Below are 26,542 nucleotides of genomic sequence, written 5' to 3' on the forward strand. Positions count from 1 at the left end.
TCAATAGTCTTTACTGAGTGCCAGGAAGTACAGCCGTGGGACTATACAAAAGACATGGTTTATTTCAAGTTAATGATATTGCAGACATTAACGGATGATACCCACCATCTTTTTATGGACACATGTCTGTTGCGGGGCATTTTCAGATTTATGTGTCAATTAAGCCCAAACCGTTACATTTTTTTCTCGGATTAAAGCGCATCTGGCGGCAGGTTACGCCGCCGTACGCTGGACCAGGATTGCCGTTTTTTACATTGTCAGTCTATGTCGATTACTTTGTTCGGTTTGCCAATAACGCCCGTGCGCGCTCTGGTGCCAGTGCAAACAACTCTACCTCATTGGTGATCCCTAGCTTCTGCATCAATTGGCGCTTCTGATAACTGATCGTTTTCACGCTTCTGCCCTGTTGGTGTGCAATGTCCGTCACGCTGTAACCATTGAGGATCGCGTCCAGTACCTGCTCCTCTCGGGGTGGCAATAGCCGCAGCCGGGCGGCGATCTCCTCCGGCAACGGTGGGCTGAGCAGGGATCCTAGTGCATGCAATTCGGCATTACTGTTCAATCTCAGTTTGCGCATTGCTCGCTGCTTGTGGCTGCTGACGGTGCGGATATTGCGACTCAGTTTCCAGGCAATAGCCGACAGATCCATGCCATTTATCAGAGCCTGCAGGATCTGTGTTTCTCTGGGAGTCAGGCAAGCGGCCAATGGCGCAGGTAACGAACAGGCGATTGGGGGTTCAGGCTGGGAGGTGTAAGGGGAGTAAGCATGGGGGATTTGGTAAGGTAACATGGTATTTCTCCTGTGTGCGTTGTGATTCACGGGTCTCCAGACCCGGCAATGCGTTAGTACGAGCAGGTCGCGAAGGGCGAACGGACAGGGTTACGCCTTGTTTGCGCAGCCAGCGTTTCAGCGTGCGTAGGCTGGGGAGCTCAAGTGTGGATAGTGACAGGCAGCGGCTGATGGCGACGCCGCCAGCCCCATAAATATTACGTCCGACAAACAACCGACAAGGGGGGCGATGATGGCAGATAGCGGGAACCGGCCCCCATAGCCACAACCCCATCAGGCACCAGGCCAAATGACGTAGCCTGAGGCCGCGGGTGAAGTGACGTAGTCGCGTGCAGATTGGGCGCATCGTCAGTTGCTGTACCAGAGGGTGAAGGTGGCGCTGGCATCGGCGTTACCGGCCGTCACGCTGTCGGAGGTGGCGATGTAACGAGCACTGAACGCCAGGCTGTTGACCGTGCCGCTGCCGCCTTTGATTGCCATCAGGGCGGAAGGCTGCCCCGGCGGCAGCAGGGTACCGCTGGCATCCTGCAACTGCACCGCCACGCCGGTCGCGACGCCTGGCGCAGTGGTCAGCGCTAGCGCATTGCTGTCACCACTGGCTGGCGTGCCGTCAAACTGCACTTTTATCTGACTGATTTCTGCCGGACAGTTTTTCAGACGCAGCTGAAAGGCAGTGGCCGAGGCGGTAGCCCCTTTTGCATTCAGCGCGGTACGGGAAATATTGCCCAGCGGCACGGTCAGTGGATTAACCTCCGGTTCGCAGGCGGAAGACAGAATACGGCCGGTGATGTTTACCGTGGCACTGTCGGCCAGGGCACCGGTGCTGACCAGCAACAGCAGGGGCAGCAGGCCCCGGCGGGTAAGTGAATTAAACAATGGCATCAGGTTCTCCCCGGTTACTGATAGGTAATGTTCAGTGTGGCGCTGCTGTTGGCCACTCCGGCACCGACATCGGCCAGGGTCTGGTAATAGCGAGCGGTGAACGGCAGGGACTCCTGACCGCCGAGGGATGTTTTCAGCAGGATGTTGTTGCTGATTTTTAACGGCGTGCCGCCATACAGCAACTGCACGCCGACGCCGCTGGCGGTGCCGGTTTGCCCGGCGCTGGTCAAGGCCAGCACGCTGGTTTCAGCGGTGTCGGCATTTTGCGTACCGGCCAGAGAGACGTTGATTCTGGCGTCTTTGTCGCAGCTCAGGCCGAGGTCGAAACCTTTGTCACCGGCGGTGCTGGCTATGCCGGTGAATTTGGTTGCGAAAATGTCGCCCAGTGGGACGTTGATGGAGGTGCTGTTGAGGGAGCAGGCTATTTTTGTGATGCTTGTATTACCGTCAACATATAATTGGCTGGCGTTGATAGAGTTTATGTCTAAGGATGCCAGGGGGGAAGCGAATGATAATTGTCCACTGACATCTCCGCCAATATAAAGCAGTTCTAATTTGAAGAAGGTGTATTTGCTTTCGTCATATTTCCAAAAGGTCGTATTAACAACGTAATTGGATGATGTAGGGACGGGGTTCCAGCCGGAATAGGTACCTTCGTTTCGCACCCTAACGCCGATACCAGGCACTTTAGTCTGGTAAACATCGGTATAGCCTGACACCAAGGTTTGTGCTGTATTATATTTACTATTTTCTCCATATGCGGTTCCATAAGAACATTGAATATCCAAAGTACCTGTAGATGTGCTTTTTCCACTAGCCCAAATGACTGAACCCAGTGGAGTATCGCGTTGTATTATTAGGCTGCCTGGAAGTGAAAGACGCATGTTGACAGATGTCCCCCGCAGAAGAGAACAGTCGGCAATTGCATTATTATTTACCCCTGCCATTAATATAAATGATGTGAATATTGGTGCAATTTTACGAACTGAGAACGGTATAAACTTTGTGGTCATATTTATTTTCATCATTCGCCCATTCATCGACATGCTCCCTCCATCTGACTTATCCCGCCCGGCTGCGTCGTCTGTGGCAGTTGATAACTGACCCGGCACTGTTCGCCGCTACCCCATTTCACCTGCAGGCTGCCCTGCGGCGAGACGCCGCTCAGATACACCTGACCGCCGTCGCCGACGATGCTGCTGCCCGGCGCTGCCTCTGGGTCGCTGTCGCTGACCGTGGCGCCGAACGGCACCGGCTGGCCGTTGGCCTGCTTCAGCGTCATCAGCACTCGTGCACCCACTCTTGGCGTAAAGTCGGCCCGCACCAGCGCGCCGCGCGTTGGGGTGACCCGGCGGCTGCTTTGCGGCAGATCGACATCGTCCGGCAGGGTATCCGGGCTCAGTGCCACTTCGGTGCGCCGGTACGGCGTCAGATAAGGCACCAGCGCATAGCCGCGGAAGTCGGTTCGCACCCCGGTTTGGTTGCTGATACTGGCCCCGTCTGCCCCTGGTGCGGCAACCAGCGCAGCGGTTTCACCCAGTGGTTGGCCGAGCGTGACGCCGTTGCGGTGCGCCGCTACGCTGCCGTTCAGCCCGTAATTCAGCCGTTGAGTATTCTTGTCATAGCTGTAGCCGGCGGTGGCTTCACCGTAGGTGCCGCGGTAGTCGAGGTTGGCGTTGCCGCCGTAACCCTGACCGCGGGTGCCGTAGGTTTGCTGCAGGCCCCAGCTCAGGCTGTTGTCACGTAGTGCCACGCCGCTCAGCCCCAGGTTGTGGCTGGTGGCCCCGCCTTTGGTGTTGTTGAGGCTGTAGTTGACCCAGGCATTGTTGTTGTCCCACAGGTTGAGTGGCACGTTGAGGTTAAAGGCGATTTGCTGGTCATTGGTGCGGGTGGTGCCCTGGGTGTTGCGGTTGTGGCTCCAGTTGATGCCGTAGCTGATGCCGCGCCAGCTGTTGCTGTAGCCCAGCCCGAATGAGGCCAGGCTGCGGTCGCTGTTCCAGTAATCTTCGCGCACGGCACTGAGCGACAGGCTGCCGCCGTCCTGCCACAGTTGCTGGTTCATGCTCAGTTCGGCGCGGTTGCGGCGGCGTTCGCTCATCCACAGCGGGGCGCTGCCGCTGCGCCAGCCGTCCAGCACTTCGGACAGGGAATAAAACCCGGCGGTGGAGTAGCGGTACCCGGCGATGGCGAAGTTGGTGCCGGTCTGCACCAGGTTCTTGCTGTAGCGCACCCGCCAGGACTGGCCGGTGGCGCGCTGCTTGTGTTTGGGTTGGGCGCGCGATTGGGTCATGTCCAGCGAGAAGGCACCCCAGTCACCGAGGTTGTTGCCGACGCCGAGTGCCGCCGACTGGTAATGTTGTGCGGCCTGCACGCCGCCATACAGGGTGGTGTTCCATGGCAGGCCGTAAATGGCGGTGCCCTGCACCAAGGTGCTTTTGTCGACGCTGCGGTCATAGCTACGGTACTGGCCGCCGGTCAGGCTGTACTTGAGTCGGCCTTCGCGCTGCAATACCGGCAGCGAGGCAAAGGGCACCACAATATGCTGTTCGCTGCCGTCAGCCTCTTTGATGGTGACCTGCAGGTCGCCGCTGCCGCCGGTCGGGTACATGTCGTTAATCACAAAGGCGCCGGGGGCGACGTAGGCCCGGTAAATCTCATAACCGTTCTGACGCACCACCACCTGAGCATTGGTGCGGGCGATACCGCGCACCACCGGGGCGTAGCCACGCAGGCTGTCGGGCAGCATCTCGTCGTCGGAGGCGATTTGCAGGCCGCGAAAGGGCACCGCGTCAAACACTTCGGCCGGGGCGTTGCTGTCGCCGAGGGTCAACTGGCTCTTCAGGGCTATCAGGTTGCGCTGGGCGTAGGTATACACCGTGTCCCACTTATCCTGACCGTCGCTGCTGCGGCTCCAGGTGGTGTAGTTGCGCAGCCGCCAGGGCCCGGCATTGAAGCCGGGGCGCAGGTTGGCGTACTGGCTGTTGCTGTTACTGCCGTTGCCGCCACCGCGAGCGGTGTTATTGGCGCCGCTAAGGCTGTAGTTGAGCAGCAGGGCGGTGATGCCTTCATCCCACTGTGCGGGCGGCACATAGCCACGCGGCTGACGAGCCAGCGCGGCTTGGGGAATGCTGAGCGCCAGCTGCTGGCGGTCGAACAGCAGGTGGGCGGACGCCTGGGGAATGGCAGCGAGGTTCGCACAGGCCGCATCGGGGGCACCAAGCGCCGGGAACTGGGCGACGCGCACGCCGTAGGTGGCGAGTTCAGCGACGCTGATGCAGGGTTGCAGCCCCTGACCGTCGGCCCCGGGGGCAAAGGTGACCGTGCGGGTATCGACCTGCTGCTCGTTAATCAGCACATCGACCCGGTAATCGCCGGGTAACTGGCTGCCGTTTTCTTCGAAGGTTGCGAGGTTGGTGACGCTTTGCTGTGGGCCATCCAGCTCCAGCAGCGCCGGGTTAAAATAGTCCCGTGCTTGCACGTTCTGAGCCAACAGTTGCAAAGCTATCAGGATCGCCAGCCGGGTAGGCGAGAGGCCCATCCGTTGAGGTTGTTTCATTACGTCACATCCTTGTTGTCGGTCGGTATGCCACCCGGGAAAAGGGAGTGGCTACTCTCTTTACTCCTGCAAAGTGCCCCGTTGCAGTACACCGGGGCCGCCAAAGTCATTAATTATCCGCCAGGTTATTGCATTGCCCGCCGAGGCTGGCAGGGTAAAACTGGCGGTGCTCTGTGGCGCTACGTAGGTGGCGTCTTTCACTTCCCGGCCATTGACCGTCACACTCTGGAAGTTCATATAGAAAGGGGTGGGGTTTTTGACTTCCAGTTGTGATCCCTTGCGGTGCCAGGTCAGTTTTCCTGTGGCATCTTCGGGCAGCCCTTTCAGTCCGGTCGGTCTGAAAATCAGCTTAAGGCGGGTTTTGATCGCAATTTGCAGGGTGTTGTCGCGCCTTTCTGCCGATGGAATGGACTTAACGTTCAACCAGTACAGCGTCTCCCGATCCTCCGGCAGCGCACCGCCGACCCGTACTACGCGCAGTACGTTTTGTCGGCCGGCTTCCAGGCGGAATAGCGGTGGGGTCAGGATAAAGGGGGCCTTTTCACTGCTGCCCTCCTGCGGTTCTACCCAGGACTGGATCAGATACGGCAGGGAGTCCGGATTATTCACGCTTAGCGAGGATTCTTTCTTGTCGCCGTCATACACCAGACGGGTGGCACCGACCACCACGCCGGCCTGTGCCAGTTGGCTCATCATCATCACACCGCCGCACAGGGCGGCAAGCCCATATTTCATGAGTCGTCTCCAAAAAAAGGACGGCAAATGCCGTCCTGGCGGGGAAGTCAGTTGTAGTTGATGCTGAAGGTAGCCGTAGAGTTTGCGGAACCGGCCGTCACTGCCGCTGCGGTGGAGATATATCGAGCGGTGAAGACCAGATCATTGACGTCGGCAGGTGGGGTGGCGGTTAGATCCTTTTTTAGCAGGGTATAGCTGGTGGAATTGGTGGCCAGGGGCAGCACCGCCCCACTTTTGTCGCTAAGCTGTATGCCGAGGCCCGTTGCCACACCGGTGCCGGTAGTCAACGCCAGAACTTTGTCATCACCGTTTGCTGCGATGCCATCGAACTTAACGGTAGCCGTGGTAGCCGAAGGGCAAGATTTCAACTGAAGAGTAAACTTAGTGGCGGCTGCGACGGTTCCGGCAACGGTGAATGAGCTTTTGCTGATTTTACCCATTTGCACCGCCAACACGTTAGTCCCCCCCATGTCGACGACGCAAGCAGTGTCTGTGACGGAACCAGTAAAATTGACGGTGCCATCAGCAGCAAAGGCGGAAGAGAAAGAGAATGCCGCGGTGGTGGCCAGAGCGGCCGCGAGCAGGTTTTTTTTCATGATAACAGTTCCTTGGTTGGTGCGATTCTACGCACAGATCTCCATTAACCCATTGATAGGGTTTCCTTTTTTTAATTTGATCGTCATGTTCCACTTAGCGTAAAAGGCAACATTTTGAGTCAAAATGTCACATTAAGTGAGTAGTGTTGTTCGCTAGGTAATGAGGTGGTTTTAATGGTGTAAAACACCATGGATGGTGTTTTATCGGATTAATTGACTGGTTTATTTTTTTTAATCGGTATGATGAAGTATTGCAATAGGAGTATTCTAGCCACGGATCCAGACAGAATGCGGGCTTAGCGAAATAAAGGAGAGATTACAGCCTACTGATATTTAAACAGTTATTTTATGATGCAAAATAACCCTCAAACAAATGTTGACTTTTTTTTAGGACATTCTTAAGTTATGTGTCAGTTTGACTCAAAAGGTAACATTTTCGTCTGCTTTTTCCTCCCTCCACAGATGTTTAAACCGTCCTGAATTGGCTGCGGTGTACAGCACGGTATGCTGAATATTGCGGTGCCCCAAATAGTCCTGAATCACTCGCGTATCGGCCCCGTTATCGGCTAGGGCATAGCCACAGGCATGGCGTAGCATGTGCGGATGTGCGGCCACCGCTAATCCTGCCTGTTTGCCGTAGGCCTGCAACATGCGGTAGATGCGCTGGCGCGACAGCCGGTAGCCCTTTTGCGACAGGAATAACCACTCTTCATCTTCCAGATTGCGACACGACTGACGCTTTTCCAGCCAGCGGGCCAGCAACTGTTTCTCGGTCGCTTCCAGCGGATGAATAGTGGAAAGGCCATTTTTAAGCCGGTTCATGTAAACACAACCGCTTTCCATATCCAGATCCGCCAGGCGCAGACCGTTGAGCTCACTGACGCGGCAGCCGTGGATAAAGCCCATCCAGATCAGGCAGCAGTCGCGCTCGGGTGCGCGTCCGGCAGCGGCCTGTTGCAGTAGTCGGGTGACTTCGGTGCGGGTCAGGTGTTTGCGGTGAGCGTGGGTTTTTTGCATTGCTTATCCTCAAAAAAGACAATGGCCAGCAACAAGCCGACCATGGGCGCAGTCCGTCAATCATTGACGATGCACAGCGAGTATAGTGCAGGTTTGGTGAAGAAGAGCGGCAGTCTGTGGGCAGGAAAATCTGAACTCTTGCAGCGCTTGTCTGCCATAGGTTTGCTTTATATTCGGCAATTTCGATAAGGCATTTATTTCGCGCAACCTGCTGAATTTGCGAAGCGTTACGCAGTTCGCTAATTGAACAATCCTTGCTGCTAAAGTAAGCTTTACCCCACTGACAGACAGCCACAGGAGGTGGGGTATGCGTAGTTTACCGATTCGTTTATCAAATGAAATTGATGATAATCTGAACGATATTGCCAAGCGGCATGGAATGAAGAAAACGGATGTGATCCGCTTGGCTTTTGCGTTAATTAGCATTGCCGACAGGCAATGGGTGAAACAAGACGGCTCTTCTCTTGGCATCGTACGGGAGAACGGTGAGGTGCTGGAGGCGGTAGGTCAGGTGGTGGGGGTTTTCCCATGAGCATCCAAAACCAAAGTGCGAAGGTGGATGCGGAAACACTGTATTTGGATCCGGCATTGGTGTTCGATGAAATGGAGCGCTTGCGTCTGGCTCGCCAGGTGTTGTGCGGCATCTTTGTTATCAGCGTGGGTGTTTTTGTTGCCCACGCTTATTGGGATCAAAATGAATCTATCAGGCAGGTGTTTGAACTGTTGAAGATTGGCGCACTGCCGTTGGTCACGTTGGTGATCTCTTTTTACTTCCCCAATAGCCACGCCAAATAACTCCCGTCGATTTGCCCATTCTTGCTTCCTTGCCGTAAACTTGCTATCTCAGTAGGGTTACAATTATTCGTCGGCGGCTGCCGGCAGTTTGCAGTGCATAAAAACAATCAATAGCCCCTGTTTGCGGGCACTTTGGGATTTAAATCCGGGGATGACTCGCCGCTGCCTGCTGGGGTGCGCCGGGAGATCGCTTTATGGATATTCAGGTTAGTTAACAATAATAATGACAACACAATCTTGTTCTCCGGCGTTACTGCCTCTGAAAGTCATCGCTACGGGGGCCGCGTTGCCGCCTAACCGTGTCGATTCCTCCACGCTGGATAGCCTGCTGCGCAAGCCGCCTGGCTACGTCGAAAAACGCTCCGGCATCAGTTACCGTTTTCACGCTGCGGATGATGCCAGCCAGGCTGAACTGGCGGTCGCCGCGTTGCAGGATGCTATGACCCGTGGCCGCCTCGAGGCACAATCCATCGACCTGCTAATTTCCGCGTCAGCGGTTTCAGTGCAGGCGCTGCCTTGCACCGCTGCACACATTCTTAAAGTGGCAGGACTGGCACCGGGCACCGCCGGCTTCGACATCAACAGCAGCTGCGTCAGCTTTATCTCCGCCATGCAGGTGGCCGCCGGGCTGTTGAATGCCGGTACCTACCGGCGTATTGCCATTGTCTCCGCCGATTTGGCTTCACGCGGGATTGACTGGGATCACGAAGAGTCCTCGCTGATTTTTGGCGACGGTGCGGCCTGTGCCATCGTCGAGCGTGGCGACGGCACCAGCGGTATTTTGGCGAGTCTGGTAGAAACCTATCCTGAAGGCAGTGAGTTGTGCGAGATCCGCGCCGGTGGTACGCGGCGCAACCCGCGCGCCGGTATGAATAACAGCGATTTTCTGTTCCATATGCAGGGCAAAAAATTGTTCCGTCAGGCGTCGGCGTTGATCGAAGATTATCTGGCCCGTCTGCTGGCGGCCAGTGGCCTGACGTTAGCGCAGATCGCCACGGTGGTGCCGCATCAGGCGAGCCACCTGTCGCTCGAACATATGCGCAAGCGGCTGCACGTTTCTGCCGAGGTACTGGTGGATATCTATCGTTATCACGGCAATCAGGTGGCGGCCTCTATCCCCACGGCGCTGCATGCTGCGGTCACCGGCGGGCGTTTTAATCCCGGCAAACCGGTGATGCTGATCGGCACCGCCGCCGGGCTGTCGCTGGCCGGTATGGTGCTGCTGCCATGAGGGTGCTGGTCACCGGAGCCACCAGTGGGCTGGGGCGTAACGCGGCGCAGTGGCTGCTGGAGGCGGGCCATCAGGTTCATGCCACCGGGCGTGACAGCCGTGCCGGGCAGGAACTGCTTCGGTTGGGGGCGGAGTTCACCCAGCTAGACCTGACTCAGGCGACGGAGGAACAGTGTCGTCAACTGATGGCTGGTTGCGATTGGGTCTGGCACTGTGCGGCAAAATCCTCCCCCTGGGGCAGCAAGCGTGAGTTTTATCAGGCCAACGTGGCGGCGACCGAAAAGCTGGCGCAGGCGGCGGGGCACTGTGGCATCCGGCGTTTTATTCATATCTCCACGCCGGCGATCTATTTTGATTTTCAGCCGCATCAGAATATCGATGAAGAGTATCGCGCCCGGCGTTTCGCCAATCATTACGCCGCCAGCAAATATGCCGTGGAGCAACGGCTGCAGGCGCTGGTGCCGCGCTATCCGCAAACTACCTATATTATTCTGCGCCCCAGAGGGTTGTTCGGTCCACACGACCGGGTGATTGTACCGCGGCTGTTGCAACAGCTGGATCGCGATCGCGGGGTGCTACGGTTGCCCGGCGGTGGTAAAGCGCTGCTGGATCTGACCTTCGTGCTGAACGTGGTGCATGCGATGGACCTGGCCAGCCGTCAGCAGCCACTGCCGTCCGGTGCGGTTTACAACATCACCAATCATCAACCACAGCGGTTGGCGGATATGCTGGATGCACTGCTGCACCGGCAGTTGGGGCTGCGCTACCGGCTGCAGGCCGTGCCATACCCCTTATTGCAGGTGCTGGCCGGGGGACTGGAGCTACTGGCCCATTTCACCGGCAAAGAACCCCTGCTGACGCGCTACAGCGTGGCGGCGGTGTATTTCGATATGACGCTGAGCCAAACTCGTGCCGTGGAGCAACTGGGCTACCGGCCGCGTTATTCGATGGACGAGGGGATCCGCATTACCGGAGAGTGGCTTAAACGACAGGGAGATATGCCCCATGGCTAAGGTCACCGCTTTTGAAGTGGGATACTGCACCCATATCGGCTGCATGGCGCTGCGGGGCGCAGGTTTCCGGGTGTGCAAATTCCCGGCTCGGGCCTATTTACTGGAAGTGGGGGATCGACGTTGGCTGTGGGATACCGGCTATGCACAGTATTTCCAGCAGCAGACGCAGTCCGGCATTTTCCGCATTTACCGGCAAATGACGCCGGTGTATTTCGATCCCCGTGAATCGCTGAATCAGCAGTTGTTAGCCGCCGGTTACGCCGCTAATGACATACAGGCGCTGATTGTTTCGCACTTTCATGCCGACCATATTGCCGGGTTGCGCGATTTTAACCATCTCGATTTTATCTGCTCGGGTGAGGGCTGGCGACAAACCCGGCCATTGCGTGGCTTTGCGGCATTAAAGCGCGCTTTTATCCCCGGACTGATCCCTGAAGATTTTGAGAGTGGCCTGCAGTTTATCGAAGGTTTCCCAGAGGTGAGTTTGCCCGCGTTGCTGGCACCTTTCGAACGTGGCTATGCGCTGCCAGGCAGTGATGGGCAGATCCTGCTGGTCGATCTGCCGGGGCATGCGGCCGGCCATATTGGCGCCTTTATTCTCACCGACGACGGCTGGACGCTATTGGCCAGCGATGCGGCCTGGTCGCCACTGAGTTATCAGCAGCTGCGTGGCCCTTCGCGGTTGGCCAATCTGGTGATGGACGATGCTAACGCCTATTACCACACGCTGGAGCGGTTGAATCAGCTATGGGCGAGCGGCAACGCGAATATTCTGCTGTGTCATGAGGGGGATCTATGATCTCGCTGATGACGCTGTGGCACTACTTTCGTGCCCGGCGCTTAACCTTTGACGATCGTCAGTCGCTGGAGGCTTACCAGGCCAGAAGGCTAAAGCGTTTTGCTCGTCGCGTGCTGACCAAAAGCCCTTATTTCAGCCGCTTCAACCGGCAAGCCATCGCCACCTGGCCGCAGATGGACAAGGCGCTGATGATGGAGCAATTCGACCAAATGAACACCGCCGGGTTGCAGCGCGATCAATTACTGGCCTGCGCGCGACGCAGTGAGCAACAGCGGGATTTCAGCCCGAAAATCGGCAAATACAGCGTGGGTCTGTCATCGGGCACTTCCGGCCAGCGCGGTATTTTTGTCGTCAGTCCGCATGAGCAAAGCGTCTGGGCCGGTGGCATGCTGGCGAAAATGCTGCCGGAAGGGCTGTTTGCCGGGGAGCGTGTCGCGCTGTTTCTGCGGGCGGACAATAACTTGTATCACAGCGTCAACAACCGCTGGTTGAGCCTGGAGTTTTACGATCTTTTCGCCCCCTTTGCCGAACAACTCTCGCGGCTGGAGCAGCAGGCACCGACCATCATCGTCGCACCGGCGCAGGTGCTGCGCGCACTGGCGTTGGCGGTGTTGGCCCAGCAGATTCGGCTCGAGGTCAAAAAAGTGATTTCAGTGGCCGAGGTATTGGAAGAGCAAGACCGGCAACTGCTGGCGCAGGTGTTTCCGGCAGTAGGTGAGGTGTATCAGGCCACCGAAGGGTTCCTGGCCGCCACCTGTGCGCATGGCACCCTGCACCTGAACGAAGAGTTTTTGCATATTGAGCCCCAGTGGATTGATGAACAGCGCTTTACGCCGTTGATCACCGACTTTACCCGCAGTACCCAGCCGATCGTCCGCTACCGGCTGGACGACGTGCTGGTCCGGCAGACGGAGCCTTGCCCTTGCGGGCAGCCGTCGATGGCCATAGCCCGTATTGAAGGGCGGCGTGATGACCAACTGATATTGCCGGATGCCTTTGGTCAGCCGCAGGTGGTGTTTGCCGATCTGTGCAGCCGGGCGATCGCCAATGCATTGCCGCTGACCAGTGACTACCGCCTGGTGCAGTCCGGTGAACGGCAGTTGCAATTGATGGCCGATTGTAGTGAAGCTGAACTGGCGCATTGTCAGGCGCAGCTGGCAGCCTTGTTTGAACGTCAGGGTATTGCCACAGTTGGTCTGGAGTGGCAATTGAAGGTACAGGCGGTGATGCCGCAGTTTGATCGCAAGAGAAGGCGGATTATCCGGCAGGTGGCAGTATGATGAAAACGCTGCCGTACCGGCTGTGGCAAATGCTGTTGGGCTGGGGATTCGTTGGGGTGATTTATAGCAGCAGCGATCGCCTGCAGGGCGTGGGCACGCTGCTTCCCCCTTCGGCGATTGACCGTTGGATCCCGTTCAGTCCGACGGCCATTTGGCTGTACCTGTCTTTCTTTATCATTATCCCGCTCGGTTATCTGCTGGCACCGATGCCACGGGTGAAATGGTTACGTGCCGCGATGCAACTGACGGCGTTGGGTGCCGGGGCGGTCTACCTGTTGTGGCCGACCACTATGGCTTATCCGCAAGACAGCGGGGTCGGTGTGAGTTCAAAACTGCTGGCGGCGCTGACCCAGGTGGATTCGTTGCAAAACTGCCTGCCGTCGTTACATATGGCGTTGACGGTGCTGGCGGTGTGGGCACTGAGTGACCGACAGCGTAAAGTGAGAACCGCGCTGTTGATGCTGTGGGCGCTGGCGATTGCCTTTTCCATTTTGCAACTGCGTCGCCATCTGCTGGTCGATCTGGCCAGCGGTGCATTGCTGGCATTTTTGGCCGGCTGGCTGGCACTGCGTATAGAAAGCTGGCGGCGTGACGCCGTCAAAGGAGAGATAGGATGAGCGAACTGGCGATGCCCATTGTGTTCATGCTGTTTGTCGTCATCGGTGAGGCGCTGGTGCTGCAGTATGCGCAGCGGCGGCAGGTCAACTGGCACGATCTGGTGTTCAATCTGAACTCTGGCCATATCATGCTGTGGCTGTTCCGCGGGCTGGAGATCACCTGCTACGGCTATGTGGCGGCGCATTTCAGCCTGGATTTGCTGAGCAACTGGCCGCCGGTGCTGATGTGGCTGTTTGCCCTGCTGGCGTGGGACTTCGGTTTTTACTGGCTGCATCGCTTGCATCACTATCTGCGCGTGCTGTGGGCGGTGCATGTGGTGCATCATCAGGGCGAGCATTTCAATTTATCGCTGGGGGTGCGCAACTCCTGGTATTCGTCGTTGACCTCGATCCCGTTCTTTCTTCTGTTGGCACTGCTGGGCGTGCCGCTGTCGGTGTTTGTCACGGTCTCGATCCTGCATTACAGCATCCAATTGTTTAACCATAATGCGTTGACCCCCAAACTTGGCTGGCTGGAACACATTCTGGTCACGCCTGCGCATCACCGGGTGCATCACGTTAAAGACATGGCCTATTCGAACAAGAACTTCGGCGGCAGCTTTATTTTTTGGGACAAACTGTTCGGCACTTTTTGCCCGAGCCTGCCGCAAACGCCGTTTGTGTATGGCGTTAGCGGCGATAAGCCGTCCGCTAATCCGTTCTGGGCCAGCAATCTGCCATTCTTGCGCTATTTCCGCCTGCGCTGGCGGCCCAAGGCGAGCAGTGGGGGTTTCCGCTACTCGGCGCTTAGCGTGTTCAGCGGTGCGATGCTGCTGTTTACCCTGGTGATTGGCTATGTTTACCAGTATGGCTATGGCTACAGCGATATCAGTTGGCCGCAAATGGCGCTGCTGGTGTTGCTGGCGCTGGGGTCGATGGCGCTGGGCGGCATGACCGAGGGGCATCGTTGGGCGATTGTCGTCTGGTTGTTGATGACGCTAAGCCTCCCGCTGTTGTTTATCGGTTATCTGGGCTGGCCGCAGCCTTACTGGCAGGTTGCGATGGGCATAACCGCCTTGCATGGCGTTTGTGCGGCATTGGGCTGGGGCCGGACGAGCGCTCCGGCACCGGTGGAGGAACCCTATGGCTGACTCACTGGCTCCTCTGAAGTTTCCCGCCGATGGCGAACAGGCATTTCATCGCGATCTCAAACGGGCGGCTCATGTCTACCTGGCCGGCGATCATCGTTATGCCGACGGCTGGCGGTTAGCCAAGGCGGCGCTGCTGCTGGTACTGTGCGTGGTTTTTTATGTGCTGGGCCTGATGCAGCATCAGCCGTGGGCGTTTTTCGGCTGTTATTTCCTGTTTGTGATGATGGGGATGCTGCTCAACGTGAATGTGAATCACGATGCCTCGCATAATGCTTTTCTGCGCGCCCCCTGGGCCAACCGGTTGGCGGGGCGGCTGGTGACGCTGCCGCTGGGGGTGGATCCGGATTATTGGCGGGTGCGGCATGTGGAATATCACCACGTTTATGCCAACGTCGAACACTATGATCTGGATACCGAAGAGAACGGTTTTTTCCGCCAGACGCCGTTTCAGCGTTGGCGCAGGCATATGCGCTATCAGCACCTGTACTGGCCGTTGATCGCCGCACTCTCCTTGCCCTATATCGCCTGGATATTTGACTGGTCGGATCGTTTGGGTAAAACCCCGTTGCATGAAAAGAATATTTTACCGGGCCGTAGCGGTTGGGCGGTGTTTATTCTGTGCAAGGCAGGTCATTTGGTGCTGGTACTGGCTTTGCCGCTGGTGCTGTGTCAGCAGAACGGTATCGGCTGGCCCTGGGTGCTGCTGGCCTACACCGTCAGCCAGATGTGTGCCTCGTTGTTGGTGGTGTTCTTGCTGCTGGGCACCCATTGGGCGCAGGCCGAGTTTTACGCTGTGCCGGAAGGAGGGAGTATGCCGCACGGCTGGTACCGACATAATTTCGCGACCGCCTGTGACTGGCAGACCTCGCCGCGCGGGTTGCAGCATCTGACCGGCGGGCTGAATTATCACCTGACTCACCATCTGTTTCCCGGCTGGAATCATCGCCATTATCCGGCGTTGGCCGCCATAGTGGCGCAGTTGGCGGCGCAGCACGGCATGGAATACCGCTGTATCGGCTACCGCGAGCTGCTGGCACAGCAACAGCAATTTTTACGCCGGATGGGGCAGCTATGAAGCCATTGCGTCCGTTGGCCTTCAAGCCGGATGACACCGGGCTGCATCGTGCGCTGATGCAGGCCGCGCAGGGCTATCTGGCCGACAATCGCGACCATCGTTTTGCCGACGGCGGCATGCTGGCGAAGGTGCTGCTCTTGCTGGCGCTGTGTGCGCTCTGTTACGGGCTGAGTCTGCAACAACAGAGCTTTTGGGCATTCTTTACCTGCTACTTCGGTTTCATTTTCATCGGCATGTTCCTCACGGTGAATGTGGTGCACGACGCGTCGCACAACGCATTTTTCAGGCAGCCCTGGGCCAACCGTTGGCTGAATTGCCTGGTAAGTATCCCGCTAGGATTAGATCCCGATTGCTGGCGGGTACGGCACGTTATTTTTCACCACGCGCACAACAACATTGAGCATTACGATCCCGATATCGATGCCAATGGCGTGCTGCGGCAAACGCCGTTTCAGCGTTGGCGGCCCTTTATGCGCGCGCAGCGCTTTTACTGGCCGCTGGTAGCGGCGATGACCTTTCCGTATTACATCTGGCTGTTCGACTGGTTGGATCGGGCGGGGCGGACCCGGGTCAGGACGAGGATGGCGCAGCAGGGCGTGCGTGGCTGGAGTGTTTTTCTGGCGGGCAAAGCGGCACACCTGATACTGGCGCTGGCGATCCCGTGCTATCTGTTGCCTCCGGCGATTGGCGTGGGGCAAATACTGCTGGTTTACCTGCTGAGCCAGATGCTGTCTTCACTGTTGTTTGTGATGTTGATTATCGGCACTCACTGGGCCAAGGCGAAATTTTATCAGGCACCGGAACAGGGGCCGTTAGCGCATGGCTGGTATCACCATGTGTTCGCCACTACCTTTGACTGGTTCCCACGGCCGCGTTGGCTGGGCTATTGGTTGGGCGGCGCTAATCTGCACCTGACGCACCATTTATTCCCGCACTGGAGTCACCGACATTACCCGGCGTTGAGCCGTATTATTGCTGAAGTGGCACCGCGCTTTGGTATCGACTATCGGGTGCTGGAACTGGGGGAGTTGCTGCGTCTGCAACAGCGCTTTCTCAGCGCGATGGGGCGTAAACCTTTGTAGTTATTATTAGCGTGGGCATGATACCGCCCACGCTAATGTTCTCTTTGCCAGACAACGCCTGGGTTAATGCGATCTCATGCCCGCGGCGTTCATCAATAGGCGGAACAGCGAGGCGACGGCGAACAGCCCCAGCACGCTGGCACTCCAGATCACCACCAGCCAGCCGACGCGTTTCCACCAGGGCGCCGGTGCGGGTGCGGTTTTATCCTGCATAGTTTGCTCCCTCATCAGTGATAACCATGTTCATGGCTGACCTTGCCGCGGAACACGTAGTAGCTCCAGAAGGTATAAACCAAAATAATCGGAATGATAAACAGCGCGCCCACCAGCATAAAACCGAGGCTTTGCGGCGGTGCGGCGGCTTGCCACAGGGTGATAGACGGCGGGATCAACAGTGGCCAGATGCTGATGCCCAAGCCACTCAGGCCGAGGAATACCAGCAGCAGGGTGAGCAGGAACGGTGAATAGTGCGCCGCATTTTTCACCCCATGCTGAATGCCCCAGGCGCTGAGCAGCACCAGGATCGGCACCGGCAACAGCACCAACAGATTCGGCAGTGAGAACCAGCGGGTGGCGATCTCCGGGTGGGCAATCGGCGTCCAGATACTGACCACCGCCAACACCAGCAGCAGGGTCACCAACAGTGGCGTTGCCAGCCGGTACATGCGGGCCTGCAGGTCACCGGCGGTTTTCATCACCAGCCAGGTGCAGCCGAGTAACGCATAGGTCACTACCAGCCCCAGCCCGCAGAACAGCGCGAACGGCGTCAGCCAGTCGAGGGCGCCACCGGCGTAGGTGCGGCCATTGACCGGGAAACCGTTGATGATGGATCCCACCACCACTCCCTGGCTGAAGGTGGCGAAGAGGGAGCCCCAGATAAACGCCTTGTCCCAAATGTGGCGTTTTTCCGCCGTGGCCTTAAAGCGGAACTCAAAGGCCACGCCGCGGAAGATCAGCCCAAACAGCATCAGCGTCAGCGGAATAGCCAGCGCGTCGAGGATCACCGCGTAAGCCAGCGGGAAAGCACCAAACAGCGCCGCACCGCCCAGCACCAGCCAGGTTTCATTACCGTCCCAGACCGGGGCGACGGTGTTCATCATCACATCACGGTCACCGCTGTCCTTAACCCAGGGAAACAGGATGCCGATACCCAAATCAAACCCGTCCATTACCACGTACATCATGGTACTGAACACGATGATCACAAACCAAATCAGCGGAAGATCAATGCCCATGCTTAGCTCCTGTCATCCAGAGTTTCTTTCACCGCAGACAGCGGACGCGCCGGTCGGCCTTCGGTGTCATCTTCGTGGCCTTCATGTTGCTGCGGCCCTTTGCGGATCAACCGCATCATGTAGGAGTAGCCCACGCCGAACACCGAACAGTAGACGATGATAAACGCCAGCAGGCTGATGCTCATGTGCAGGTCACCGTGTGCGGAGACCGCATCCTTGGTACGCAGCAGGCCATACACTACCCACGGCTGACGGCCAATTTCGGTAGTGAACCAGCCTGCCAGCAGGGCCAGCAGCCCGGAGGGGCCCATCCACAGGATGAAGTAAAGGAAAGGGCGGGACTGATAAAGCCCGCCGCGCCAACGCAGCCACAGGCTCCAGACCCCGGCGAGGATCATCAACATACCCAGTGCCACCATAATGCGGAACGACCAAAACACCACGGTGGAGTTAGGGCGGTCTTCCGGCGGGAAGGATTTCAGCGCCGGGACCTGCTCGGTCAGGCTGTGGGTCAGGATCAGGCTGCCCAGATAGGGCACCTCCAGCTTGAAGCGGGTTTCCTCACGCTGCATATCCGGCCAGCCGAACAGGATCAGCGGGGTGGCTTCACCCGGTGCATTTTCCCAGTGACCTTCGATGGCGGCGATTTTCGCCGGCTGATATTTCAGCGTATTCAGGCCGTGAGCATCGCCGATCATCGCCTGTATCGGTGCAACAATCAGCGCCATCCACATCGCCATCGACAGCATTTTGCGCATCGCCGGAGTATCGCGCCCGCGCAACAGGTGCCAGGCGGCGGAGGCACTGACAAAGAACGCCGAAGACAGGAAGGCGGCAGTGGACATATGCAACAGCCGGTACGGGAATGACGGGTTGAAAATCACTTTCAGCCAGTCGACCGGCACCACCTGGCCGTTAATGATTTCATGGCCCTGCGGCGTTTGCATCCAGCTGTTGGACGCCAGGATCCAGAAGGTGGAAATCAGCGTACCCAACGCCACCATGCAGGTGGCGAAGAAGTGCAGGCCAGGGCCGACGCGGTTCCAGCCAAATAGCATCACCCCCAGAAAACCGGCTTCCAGGAAGAAGGCGGTCAGCACTTCATAGGTCAGTAACGGGCCGGTGATACTGCCGGCAAACTCGGAGAAGAAGCTCCAGTTGGTGCCGAACTGATAGGCCATCACCAGGCCGGAAACCACGCCCATACCGAAGTTGACGGCGAAGATTTTTGACCAAAAATGATAGAGATCGCGGTAGGTTTCATTACGTGTTTTCAGCCACAATCCTTCCAGTACTGCCAGATAACTGGCCAGGCCGATGGTAATCGCCGGAAAAATGATATGGAAAGAAACGGTGAAGGCGAACTGTATTCTGGCAAGTTCCAGTGCATCAAGACCCAGCATGGCGCCTCCTTGGGTTGTACATAAAATGGCCTCTTCAGTATAGCGGTAATTTTTCTCTCGAAAGCTTGGCGCCAAGTTAAGCACGGAGTACATTAGCTATAATAGTGACAGTTATTTCACTTTTTCATATAACAGTTAGGGCCTATGACCAGATACGAGCAGCTTGCACAACAGATTCGTGAACAGATCCAAACCCGGGTATGGCGGGCGGGGGACAAGTTGCCGTCGCTGCGGGAAAGCGGTAAACGCGCCGGGCTGAGCCTGATGACGGTGGTGCAGTCGTATCAATTGCTGGAAAGTCAGGGCTGGATCGTCGCGCGGCCGCAGTCCGGTTATTATGTGGCGGCACGCCCGCAGCCGTTGCCGCAACCGGTTCACGGCGAGAAGCTGTTGCTGAGCGAGCAGGTGGACATCAACACCTTTATTTTTGATGTGCTGCAGGCGTGTCAGGATCCGGAGATTGTGCCTTTTGGTTCGGCGTTTCCCGACGCCACCCTGTTTGCCCAACCGAAGCTGGCGCGGGCGCTGAGCAGCGTGGCGCGCAAGTTTACGCCGCACAGTTCACTGGCCAACCTGCCGCCCGGCAATGAAGCACTGCGTCGCCATATTGCCCAGCGCTATGCCCTGAGCGGCATGCAGGTGGCGCCGGACGAAATCGTGATCACCGCCGGGGCGATGGAGTCTCTGAGCCTCAGCCTGCAGGCGGTGACCCAGCCGGGAGATTACGTGGCGATCGAGTCACCGGCGTTTTATGGCGCGTTGCAGGCACTGGAGCGGCTGCGCTTGAAGGCGGTGGCGATTGCCACGCATCCGCAGGACGGTATCGATTTGGGCGCACTGGAGCAGGCGCTGGAGCAGTATCCGATCAAAGCCTGTTGGCTGATGACCCACTTTCAGAACCCGCTGGGGGCCAGTCTGTCGGACGACAACAAGCAGCGACTGGTGAACTTACTGCGTGAGCGGCAGATTTCCCTGATTGAGGACGACGTTTACGGCGAGCTGTATTTCAGCGCCGAGCGGCCGCAGCCGGCCAAGGCGTGGGACAGTGGTGGGCAGATCCTGCACTGTTCGTCATTCTCCAAATGCCTGGCACCGGGCTTTCGCGTCGGTTGGGTGGCGGCGGGGCGCTACGCGCAGCAGATCCAGCGGTTGCAGCTGATGAGCACCGTATCGACCAGCGTACCTACCCAGTTGGCGATTGCCGACTATCTGCTGCACGGCGGCTACGATACCCACCTGCGGCGTTTGCGTCGCTTGCTGGCGCAGCGTCAAAGCATGATGCGCCAGGCGATCGCTCACCATTTTCCGCCCACAGTCAAAGTCAGTCAGCCCGACGGTGGCTATTTCCTGTGGCTGGAGCTGGATCCCGCGCTGTCGTCGATGGAACTGTATCAGCGTGCGCTGGCATTGGGCGTGAGTATCGCGCCGGGCCGGATGTTCACCACCGGCAACCATTTCAACCACTGCTTCCGCCTGAACGCCTCTTTTGACTGGAGCGACAAGCACGAGGCGGCAATCAAAACCTTAGCCAAACTTATCCGGCAGCTCGAACCGACAGGCTGAGCCGGGCGGATTGGCCGGGTATCGCAATAGAAAAATTCATAATGCTTTTTTCGGCAATGGAATGCCGGTTTCGTTGTTAGACAGCCCTCCGGCTGCCCATTACTCTTCGATAAATTTTGTCACATTTTATCAACGGGTAGACAAGGGGCAGTGGGTGAGAAAAATAAAAAATAATATAAACAGACTGTTGCAAAAACGACTGGTGCCGTTGGCGCTGGCCAGTGCGATAGGCCTTTCATTCAGTGCACAGGCGGAAACGCTGGCAGAAGGGATTACTCCGGCGAGCGATGCCGGTTTGGTGCCGGCGGCCGCCAAGCTGCGCAAAGACACCGTGGTGGCCGGTATCCTCGAGCCGCAGGGCAATTTTAACCCTTATCTGTTTACCAACGGTTGGGACGAAAACGTCACCGACGTGATCTTTACCCGGTTGATTGGCCTGGACAGTGAAGGCAAACCGGTAGCGCGCCTGGCGGAGTCCTGGCAGGTCAGCGCGGATAATTTGGTCTATACCATCAAGCTGCGCCCTAATTTGGTCTACAGCGACGGTTCGCCCATCAAGGCGGAAGACATCGCCTTTACCCTGACGCTGCTACATGACCCCGCCTACGACGGTGATACCGACATTGCCCCGGCGCATATTCAGGGTGGGGCGGAATACAAAAATGGCACCGCCCCCGCGATCAGTGGGCTGAAAGTGATTGACGATCGTACTCTTCAGATCACCACCACCCAGCCGGGCGCCACCACCCTGTTATTGATTGGCGGGCCGGTGCTGTCGAAAGCCTATTACGGCAAGGATTACCAACGCGGCAAGCTGGAGAGCGTGCGGGCGCTGAACGGCAAGCCGTTGGGCAACGGTCCTTATATTTACGACAAATACATTCCGGGGCAGGAGATCCGTTTTCACGCCAACCCGAACTTCTACCTCGGCCCACCGGCGGTGGCACGCTTTATTTACCGGGTGACCAACCCGACCACCAACTTCCAGCTGTTTCAGACCGGTGAAACCGATTACGACGCCTTTACCTCCAAGCCGGACGATATTGAGCAGTTGAAGCTGTTGGGCTTCGCCAATATCAATCTGTACAGCTCCAGCGACTACAGCCGGGTGGACTTCAACTTTAAGCGCCCGGCGTTGCAGGATGCGCGCGTACGTCAGGCGTTGATCTACGGGCTGGATCGCCAAAAACTGATCACCGTGGTGTATCAGGGATACGGCACGGTGGCGAATCAGCCCATCTCTCCCGTTTCCTGGGCCTATGATCCGCAAGGCATCAATCCTTACGCTTATGACGTCAACAAGGCGAAGCAATTGCTCGATCAGGCCGGGTGGAAACCGGGTGCCGACGGCATTCGCCAAAAAGACGGTAAAAAACTGGAACTGACGCTGCTGGTGACAAAAAAGCTGCTGAATGACGCCCTGGTGCCGATCGCCAAAGACAATTACCGGCAGATTGGCGTGCTGTTAAAGCCACAGGTGTTGGATTTCAACGCGTTGCTGGCACAGCGCAAGGCTGGGAATTATGACCTGGCGTCGCTCAGCACCAGTGGGCTGAATGACCCGCATGACGGGGTGCGCGACTTCATCAGCCAGGTGAGCGAAACCGGCTATAACAATCCGCAGGCGGACAAGCTGATTAGCCAGGCTAACGCCACGCTGGATATTGGGCAGCGCAAGCCTCTGTACCACCAGCTGTATCAGGTGCTGGCCGAAGATCCGCCGGTGATCCTGCTGGGCAACCGTAAAGTGCTCAGTGCCAGCAGCGCCCGCGTCACCGGCTTTAAGCCGGATGTCTACAACGGCCTGACCGGCAGTCTGCCGGACGTCAAACTGGCCCAGTAACGGCAAGGCACTGCCGCGCTCCCCCGTGCGGCGGTGATGGAAAACACCATGAGAAACTTTATCCTGCGCCGCCTGCTGCAAACCCTGCCGATGTTGCTGCTGGCGTCACTGCTGATTTTCTTTATCTTCGCGCTGACCCCCGGCGACTTTATTGACGGCAACATCAACCTGACGCCGCAACGCGCCGCCGAGCTGCGGGCGCTGTATGGGTTGGATCAGCCGCTGCTGATCCGCTATTGGCACTGGCTCGGCCAGTTGCTGCAAGGCAACCTCGGCTTTTCGCTGCAGTACCAAATTCCGGTCAGCACCTTGTTGAATCAGTATATTTGGAACTCGTTCCTGCTGGCCTCGGTCGCCTTGGTGTTGTACTGGGGCATTGCGCTGGCGGTGGGCGTGGCTTCGGCGATGAAACCCTATTCGCTGTTCGATCATCTGGTCACCGTTGCCGTGTTCGGCGCGATGTCATTTCCGACCTTTTTCCTTTGCCTGCTGCTGATCAAATGGTTCGCCGTCGATCTGCACTGGCTGCCCGCGGGCGGCATGTTGCGCACCGGCAGCGATGCGTCCGGGCTGGCCTGGGTGGCGGAAGTGGCGGCGCACCTGTTGTTACCGGTGCTGGCGTTGGTGATGCTGCAGGCCGGCACCCTGACGCGCTATTTTCGCGCCAGCATGCTGGACGTGATCCGCATGGACTATATCCGCACCGCGCGCGCCAAAGGCCTGAAAGAAAAAACGGTGATCGTCAAACACGCGCTGCGCAATGCGCTGTTACCGATCATCACGCTGCTGGGCTTTGAATTACCGGCACTGTTTTCCGGCGCGCTGATCACCGAAAAAATCTTCAACTGGCCAGGGGCGGGACACATCCATATCGACTCGCTGGCCGCACGTGACTATCCGGTGCTGATGGGCTTCACGCTGTTTCTGGCGGTGCTGACCATTTTGGGCAATCTGTTGGCGGATATTCTGTACGCCTATGCCGACCCACGAATTCGTTTGAGGTGAACATGTTGGTAACGCTGTTTTTTGGTCGCCGTCGCCGCTGGCGGCAGGCGCAGCTTCCGGCGCTGGCGCAACTGTCGCCGCCCCCGACCGCTCAGGCCTGGCAACGGCTGCGGCGTCACCGGTTGGCGATGCTCTTGCTGCTGTTGCTGCTGGTATTGGCGGTGCTGTGCCTCTTTGGGCCGATGCTGTCGCCCTGGCAGGACGATGCCGGGGATGCGCTGAATATCAACCAGGCCCCGAATGCGGCGCATTGGCTCGGCACGGATTTTCTTGGTCGCGATATTTACACCCGTCTGCTGCTGGCGGGGCGCATCTCGCTGACCATCGGCCTGGTGTCGATGCTGCTGTCCGTCACGCTCGGTTACCTGTTGGGGGCGCTGTCCGGCTATTTGGGCGGCATGGTGGACAAGCTGATCATGCGCTTTGCCGATCTGTTGATGACCATCCCCAGCCTGCCGCTGCTGATCATCATGGGGGCGATGTTGTCCGAGCTGGACGTCTCGCCGGATTACCGCATCTATATGGTGATGATTATGCTCAGCCTGCTGGGCTGGCCGTCGCTGGCGCGGCTGGTGCGGGGGCAGATCCTGTCGCTGCGTGAGCGTGACTTCATGCTGGCAACCGAAGTGCTGGGGCTGTCCACCCGGCGACGTCTGTTCGGCCATCTGCTGCCGAATACCATTCCGATCCTGGTAGTAGTGGCCACCATGGGCGTCGCCAATGCCATCCTCAGTGAGTCGGCACTCAGCTATCTGGGGCTGGGCGTGGTGCCGCCAACGCCGTCGTGGGGCAACATGATGGATGCCGCCAACAGCCTGATCGACTTTCAGCGCCGTCCCTGGCTTTGGATGCCGCCGGGTCTGGCGATTTTTATCACTGTGGTAGCGATCAATATTCTGGGTGACGGTCTGCGGGACGCGCTCGATCCGAAAATGAACGGAGTAAAACCATGAGCCGACCCCTGCTGGCTTTTAATCAACTGTCTGTGGCCTTCAATGGTGAGCAGGGCCGGGTGCAGGCGGTGCAGCAACTGAGTTTTGAACTGCATGCCGGACAGACGCTGGGCGTGGTCGGCGAGTCCGGCTGCGGTAAAAGCGTCACCGCCATGGCGCTGATGGGGCTATTGCCGCAGCCGCTGGCGCAAATTGACGGCGGCGAAATCCACTTCGACGGTCAGGATTTATTGAAGCTGCGGCCGCAGCAGATGGCCGATCTGCGTGGCAACCGGCTGGCGATGATTTTTCAGGAGCCGATGAGCGCGCTGAACCCGGTGCTGACCATCGGCGAACAGTTGGTGGAACCGCTGATCCGCCATCGTGGTACTTCGCCGAAGGTGGCCTGGCGTGAGGCGACGGCATTGATAACCGAGGTTGGGTTGGCGCGCGCGGAACAGTTGATGACCAGCTACCCGCACCAGCTTTCCGGCGGCATGTTACAGCGCATTATGATTGCCATGGCCATCAGCTGTCGCCCGGCGCTGTTGATTGCCGATGAGCCGACCACCGCGCTGGACGTCACCGTGCAGGCGCAGATCCTGGCGCTGCTGCGTGAGCAGACCCGTAAAAATAACATGGCGATGATGTTGATCACCCACGACCTTGGCGTGATTGCTCAGATGGCCGACCGGCTGGTGGTGATGTACGCCGGACGGATAGTCGAGCAGGGGGGGACGCGTGAGGTACTGGCTAACCCCCAGCACCCTTACACTCAGGGGCTGATGGCTTCACGGCCGGTGGCCGGGCAGCGGCGACGCAGGCTGTATTCGATCCCCGGTCAGGTGCCGGATCTGGCCAAGCTGCCGGACCATTGTGCGTTTGCCGATCGTTGTGCTCAGGCCAGTGAGCGCTGCCGCGACGGCATTCCGCCGTTATATGGCACATTGCAGCGTCAGTCGGCCTGTTTTCTGAATGCGGGAGGGCGTATTCATGTCGGCTGAGTGGTTAGTGGAAGTCAAAGGCTTGAAGAAGCATTTTCCGCTGCGGGAAGGCCTGTTCGGCCGGACCACCGGGCAGCTGCGGGCGGTGGATGACGTCAGCTTCGGCATTCGAAAAGGCACGATTTTCGGCCTGGTGGGCGAGTCCGGCAGTGGGAAAACCACCGTCGGTCGCACGCTGCTGGGGCTGCATGATAAAACCGCCGGTGAGGTGTTGTTCAACGGCCAGGCGCTGGATGCGCTCAGCCCGCGTCGGCTGCGAGAGATGCGCCCGAAGATGCAATTGGTGTTTCAGGATCCCTACAGCTCACTGAACCCGAGGATGCGTATTGGCGATGCGATTGGTGAAGCCCTGTTGCAACACGGGCTGGCGCAGAAAAGCGAGCTGCGTGACCGGGTGATCGACACCATGGAGATCTGCGGACTGTCGGCCCAGCATTATGGGCGTTTTCCGCATGAGTTTTCTGGTGGCCAGCGGCAGCGTATCGGGATTGCGCGCGCGTTGATCCTGCAGCCGGAATTTATCGTCGCCGACGAGCCGATTTCGGCGCTCGACGTCTCGATTCAGGCGCAAATCATCAACCTGTTTTCCGATCTTCAGGAGCAGCAGGGAGTGACCTTCCTGTTTATTTCGCACGATCTTGGAGTGGTGGAGCACCTGTGCCAGGACGTGGCGGTGATGTATCTCGGCCAGATTGTCGAGAGCGCAGACCGCGACAGCCTGTTTCGCCAACCGCGTCACCCTTATACCCAGGCGTTGCTGGCAGCGGTGCCCAGTCTGGAGCCGCAACGTCAGCCGCAGGCGATGGCGCGGGGTGAACTGCCTAACCCGGCGCAACCGCCGCAGGGTTGTCGTTTTCATCCCCGTTGTCCACAGGCCACCGCACAGTGCCGGGAACAGGCCCCTGCGTTACGTACGGTGGCTGCGGGGCATCGGGTAGCCTGTCATTATGCCGATTAAC

General features: G+C 58.0%; 26 protein-coding genes. 16 read left to right on the forward strand and 10 right to left on the reverse strand.

Annotation, left to right across the window (positions count from 1 at the left end):
- Window positions 1-271: 271 nt before the first annotated feature.
- The 7 genes from OC597_RS07755 to OC597_RS07785 form a co-directional block, all read right to left on the reverse strand.
- Window positions 272-790 (reverse strand): LuxR C-terminal-related transcriptional regulator, encoded by a 519-nt coding sequence (locus OC597_RS07755; protein ID WP_261256409.1) that lies wholly within the window; start codon window positions 788-790, stop codon window positions 272-274.
- Window positions 791-1,138: 348 nt separating this feature from the next.
- A complete protein-coding gene (locus tag OC597_RS07760; protein ID WP_262208276.1) occupies window positions 1,139-1,672 on the reverse strand; it encodes a fimbrial protein in 534 nt (177 codons plus the stop codon).
- A 14-nt stretch (window positions 1,673-1,686) separates the two neighbouring features.
- Window positions 1,687-2,718 (reverse strand): fimbrial protein, encoded by a 1,032-nt coding sequence (locus OC597_RS07765; RefSeq protein ID WP_261462878.1) that lies wholly within the window; start codon window positions 2,716-2,718, stop codon window positions 1,687-1,689.
- Complete coding sequence (locus OC597_RS07770; protein ID WP_262208278.1) at window positions 2,709-5,228, reverse strand: fimbria/pilus outer membrane usher protein; 2,520 nt, start codon at window positions 5,226-5,228, stop codon at window positions 2,709-2,711. The genes OC597_RS07765 and OC597_RS07770 overlap by 10 nt, the downstream gene beginning before the upstream one ends.
- A gap of 60 nt (window positions 5,229-5,288) precedes the next feature.
- Complete coding sequence (locus OC597_RS07775) at window positions 5,289-5,963, reverse strand: fimbrial biogenesis chaperone (protein ID WP_261424203.1); 675 nt, start codon at window positions 5,961-5,963, stop codon at window positions 5,289-5,291.
- Window positions 5,964-6,010: 47 nt separating this feature from the next.
- A complete protein-coding gene (locus OC597_RS07780; RefSeq protein WP_261284838.1) occupies window positions 6,011-6,559 on the reverse strand; it encodes a fimbrial protein in 549 nt (182 codons plus the stop codon).
- A 420-nt stretch (window positions 6,560-6,979) separates the two neighbouring features.
- Window positions 6,980-7,576, reverse strand: a complete 597-nt coding sequence (locus OC597_RS07785; RefSeq protein WP_261462880.1) for a tyrosine-type DNA invertase — start codon at window positions 7,574-7,576, stop codon at window positions 6,980-6,982.
- Window positions 7,577-7,883: 307 nt separating this feature from the next.
- On the opposite strand from OC597_RS07785, the gene OC597_RS07790 reads away from it, so the two are divergent.
- The 10 genes from OC597_RS07790 to OC597_RS07835 all read left to right on the forward strand — a co-directional run bounded on the left by OC597_RS07790 (window position 7,884) and on the right by OC597_RS07835 (window position 16,598).
- Window positions 7,884-8,108 (forward strand): YlcI/YnfO family protein, encoded by a 225-nt coding sequence (locus tag OC597_RS07790; protein WP_099064339.1) that lies wholly within the window; start codon window positions 7,884-7,886, stop codon window positions 8,106-8,108.
- On the forward strand, window positions 8,105-8,371 hold the full coding sequence (locus OC597_RS07795; RefSeq protein WP_261256420.1) for a hypothetical protein: 267 nt from the start codon (window positions 8,105-8,107) through the stop codon (window positions 8,369-8,371). The genes OC597_RS07790 and OC597_RS07795 overlap by 4 nt, the downstream gene beginning before the upstream one ends.
- 223 nt (window positions 8,372-8,594) lie before the next feature.
- Complete coding sequence (locus OC597_RS07800; protein ID WP_261256421.1) at window positions 8,595-9,602, forward strand: 3-oxoacyl-[acyl-carrier-protein] synthase III C-terminal domain-containing protein; 1,008 nt, start codon at window positions 8,595-8,597, stop codon at window positions 9,600-9,602.
- Window positions 9,599-10,615: an NAD-dependent epimerase/dehydratase family protein gene (locus OC597_RS07805; RefSeq protein ID WP_261256423.1), complete on the forward strand. Its 1,017-nt coding sequence runs from the start codon at window positions 9,599-9,601 to the stop codon at window positions 10,613-10,615. The genes OC597_RS07800 and OC597_RS07805 overlap by 4 nt, the downstream gene beginning before the upstream one ends.
- On the forward strand, window positions 10,608-11,414 hold the full coding sequence (locus OC597_RS07810) for an MBL fold metallo-hydrolase (RefSeq protein WP_262208281.1): 807 nt from the start codon (window positions 10,608-10,610) through the stop codon (window positions 11,412-11,414). The genes OC597_RS07805 and OC597_RS07810 overlap by 8 nt, the downstream gene beginning before the upstream one ends.
- Complete coding sequence (locus OC597_RS07815; protein ID WP_262208282.1) at window positions 11,411-12,694, forward strand: F390 synthetase-related protein; 1,284 nt, start codon at window positions 11,411-11,413, stop codon at window positions 12,692-12,694. The genes OC597_RS07810 and OC597_RS07815 overlap by 4 nt, the downstream gene beginning before the upstream one ends.
- Window positions 12,694-13,311, forward strand: a complete 618-nt coding sequence (locus OC597_RS07820; protein ID WP_261256790.1) for a phosphatase PAP2 family protein — start codon at window positions 12,694-12,696, stop codon at window positions 13,309-13,311. Before OC597_RS07815 ends, OC597_RS07820 begins: the two co-directional genes overlap by 1 nt.
- Window positions 13,308-14,441 carry a sterol desaturase family protein gene (locus OC597_RS07825; protein WP_261256430.1) on the forward strand — a complete coding sequence of 378 codons (1,134 nt, stop codon included), beginning with the start codon at window positions 13,308-13,310 and terminating at the stop codon, window positions 14,439-14,441. Before OC597_RS07820 ends, OC597_RS07825 begins: the two co-directional genes overlap by 4 nt.
- Window positions 14,434-15,516 carry a fatty acid desaturase family protein gene (locus OC597_RS07830; RefSeq protein WP_261256432.1) on the forward strand — a complete coding sequence of 361 codons (1,083 nt, stop codon included), beginning with the start codon at window positions 14,434-14,436 and terminating at the stop codon, window positions 15,514-15,516. The genes OC597_RS07825 and OC597_RS07830 overlap by 8 nt, the downstream gene beginning before the upstream one ends.
- On the forward strand, window positions 15,513-16,598 hold the full coding sequence (locus OC597_RS07835) for a fatty acid desaturase family protein (RefSeq protein WP_261256434.1): 1,086 nt from the start codon (window positions 15,513-15,515) through the stop codon (window positions 16,596-16,598). The genes OC597_RS07830 and OC597_RS07835 overlap by 4 nt, the downstream gene beginning before the upstream one ends.
- Window positions 16,599-16,661: 63 nt before the next feature.
- On the opposite strand, the gene OC597_RS07840 is transcribed toward OC597_RS07835, so the two are convergent.
- Genes OC597_RS07840 through OC597_RS07850 form a run of 3 tightly spaced genes read right to left on the reverse strand, consistent with a single transcriptional unit; the run spans window position 16,662 to window position 19,236 of the window.
- Entirely contained in the window at window positions 16,662-16,811 is a 150-nt protein-coding gene (locus OC597_RS07840) for a DUF2474 domain-containing protein (RefSeq protein WP_085117222.1), read from the reverse strand.
- 14 nt (window positions 16,812-16,825) lie between these two features.
- Window positions 16,826-17,833, reverse strand: a complete 1,008-nt coding sequence (cydB, locus tag OC597_RS07845; RefSeq protein ID WP_261256437.1) for a cytochrome d ubiquinol oxidase subunit II — start codon at window positions 17,831-17,833, stop codon at window positions 16,826-16,828.
- Between the two features lie 2 nt (window positions 17,834-17,835).
- On the reverse strand, window positions 17,836-19,236 hold the full coding sequence (locus tag OC597_RS07850; RefSeq protein ID WP_085117220.1) for a cytochrome ubiquinol oxidase subunit I: 1,401 nt from the start codon (window positions 19,234-19,236) through the stop codon (window positions 17,836-17,838).
- A gap of 144 nt (window positions 19,237-19,380) precedes the next feature.
- On the opposite strand from OC597_RS07850, the gene OC597_RS07855 reads away from it, so the two are divergent.
- The 6 genes from OC597_RS07855 to OC597_RS07880 all read left to right on the forward strand — a co-directional run bounded on the left by OC597_RS07855 (window position 19,381) and on the right by OC597_RS07880 (window position 26,541).
- The gene (locus OC597_RS07855; protein WP_262208285.1) at window positions 19,381-20,799 is read left to right on the forward strand and encodes an aminotransferase-like domain-containing protein; all 1,419 of its coding nucleotides are present in this window, start codon (window positions 19,381-19,383) and stop codon (window positions 20,797-20,799) included.
- A gap of 154 nt (window positions 20,800-20,953) precedes the next feature.
- Window positions 20,954-22,642, forward strand: coding sequence for an ABC transporter substrate-binding protein (locus OC597_RS07860; protein ID WP_262208286.1), 1,689 nt, complete (start codon window positions 20,954-20,956; stop codon window positions 22,640-22,642).
- A gap of 48 nt (window positions 22,643-22,690) precedes the next feature.
- Window positions 22,691-23,647 carry an ABC transporter permease gene (locus OC597_RS07865; protein ID WP_261256443.1) on the forward strand — a complete coding sequence of 319 codons (957 nt, stop codon included), beginning with the start codon at window positions 22,691-22,693 and terminating at the stop codon, window positions 23,645-23,647.
- Between the two features lie 2 nt (window positions 23,648-23,649).
- Window positions 23,650-24,600 carry an oligopeptide ABC transporter permease gene (gene opp4C, locus OC597_RS07870; RefSeq protein WP_262208287.1) on the forward strand — a complete coding sequence of 317 codons (951 nt, stop codon included), beginning with the start codon at window positions 23,650-23,652 and terminating at the stop codon, window positions 24,598-24,600.
- A complete protein-coding gene (locus OC597_RS07875) occupies window positions 24,597-25,583 on the forward strand; it encodes an ABC transporter ATP-binding protein (protein WP_261256445.1) in 987 nt (328 codons plus the stop codon). The genes opp4C and OC597_RS07875 overlap by 4 nt, the downstream gene beginning before the upstream one ends.
- Window positions 25,573-26,541 (forward strand): ABC transporter ATP-binding protein, encoded by a 969-nt coding sequence (locus OC597_RS07880; RefSeq protein ID WP_261424195.1) that lies wholly within the window; start codon window positions 25,573-25,575, stop codon window positions 26,539-26,541. The genes OC597_RS07875 and OC597_RS07880 overlap by 11 nt, the downstream gene beginning before the upstream one ends.
- The last annotated feature ends 1 nt before the right edge of the window (window position 26,542 follow it).

The organism is Serratia proteamaculans (genome assembly GCF_946227095.1).
Classification (GTDB): domain Bacteria; phylum Pseudomonadota; class Gammaproteobacteria; order Enterobacterales; family Enterobacteriaceae; genus Serratia; species Serratia proteamaculans_E.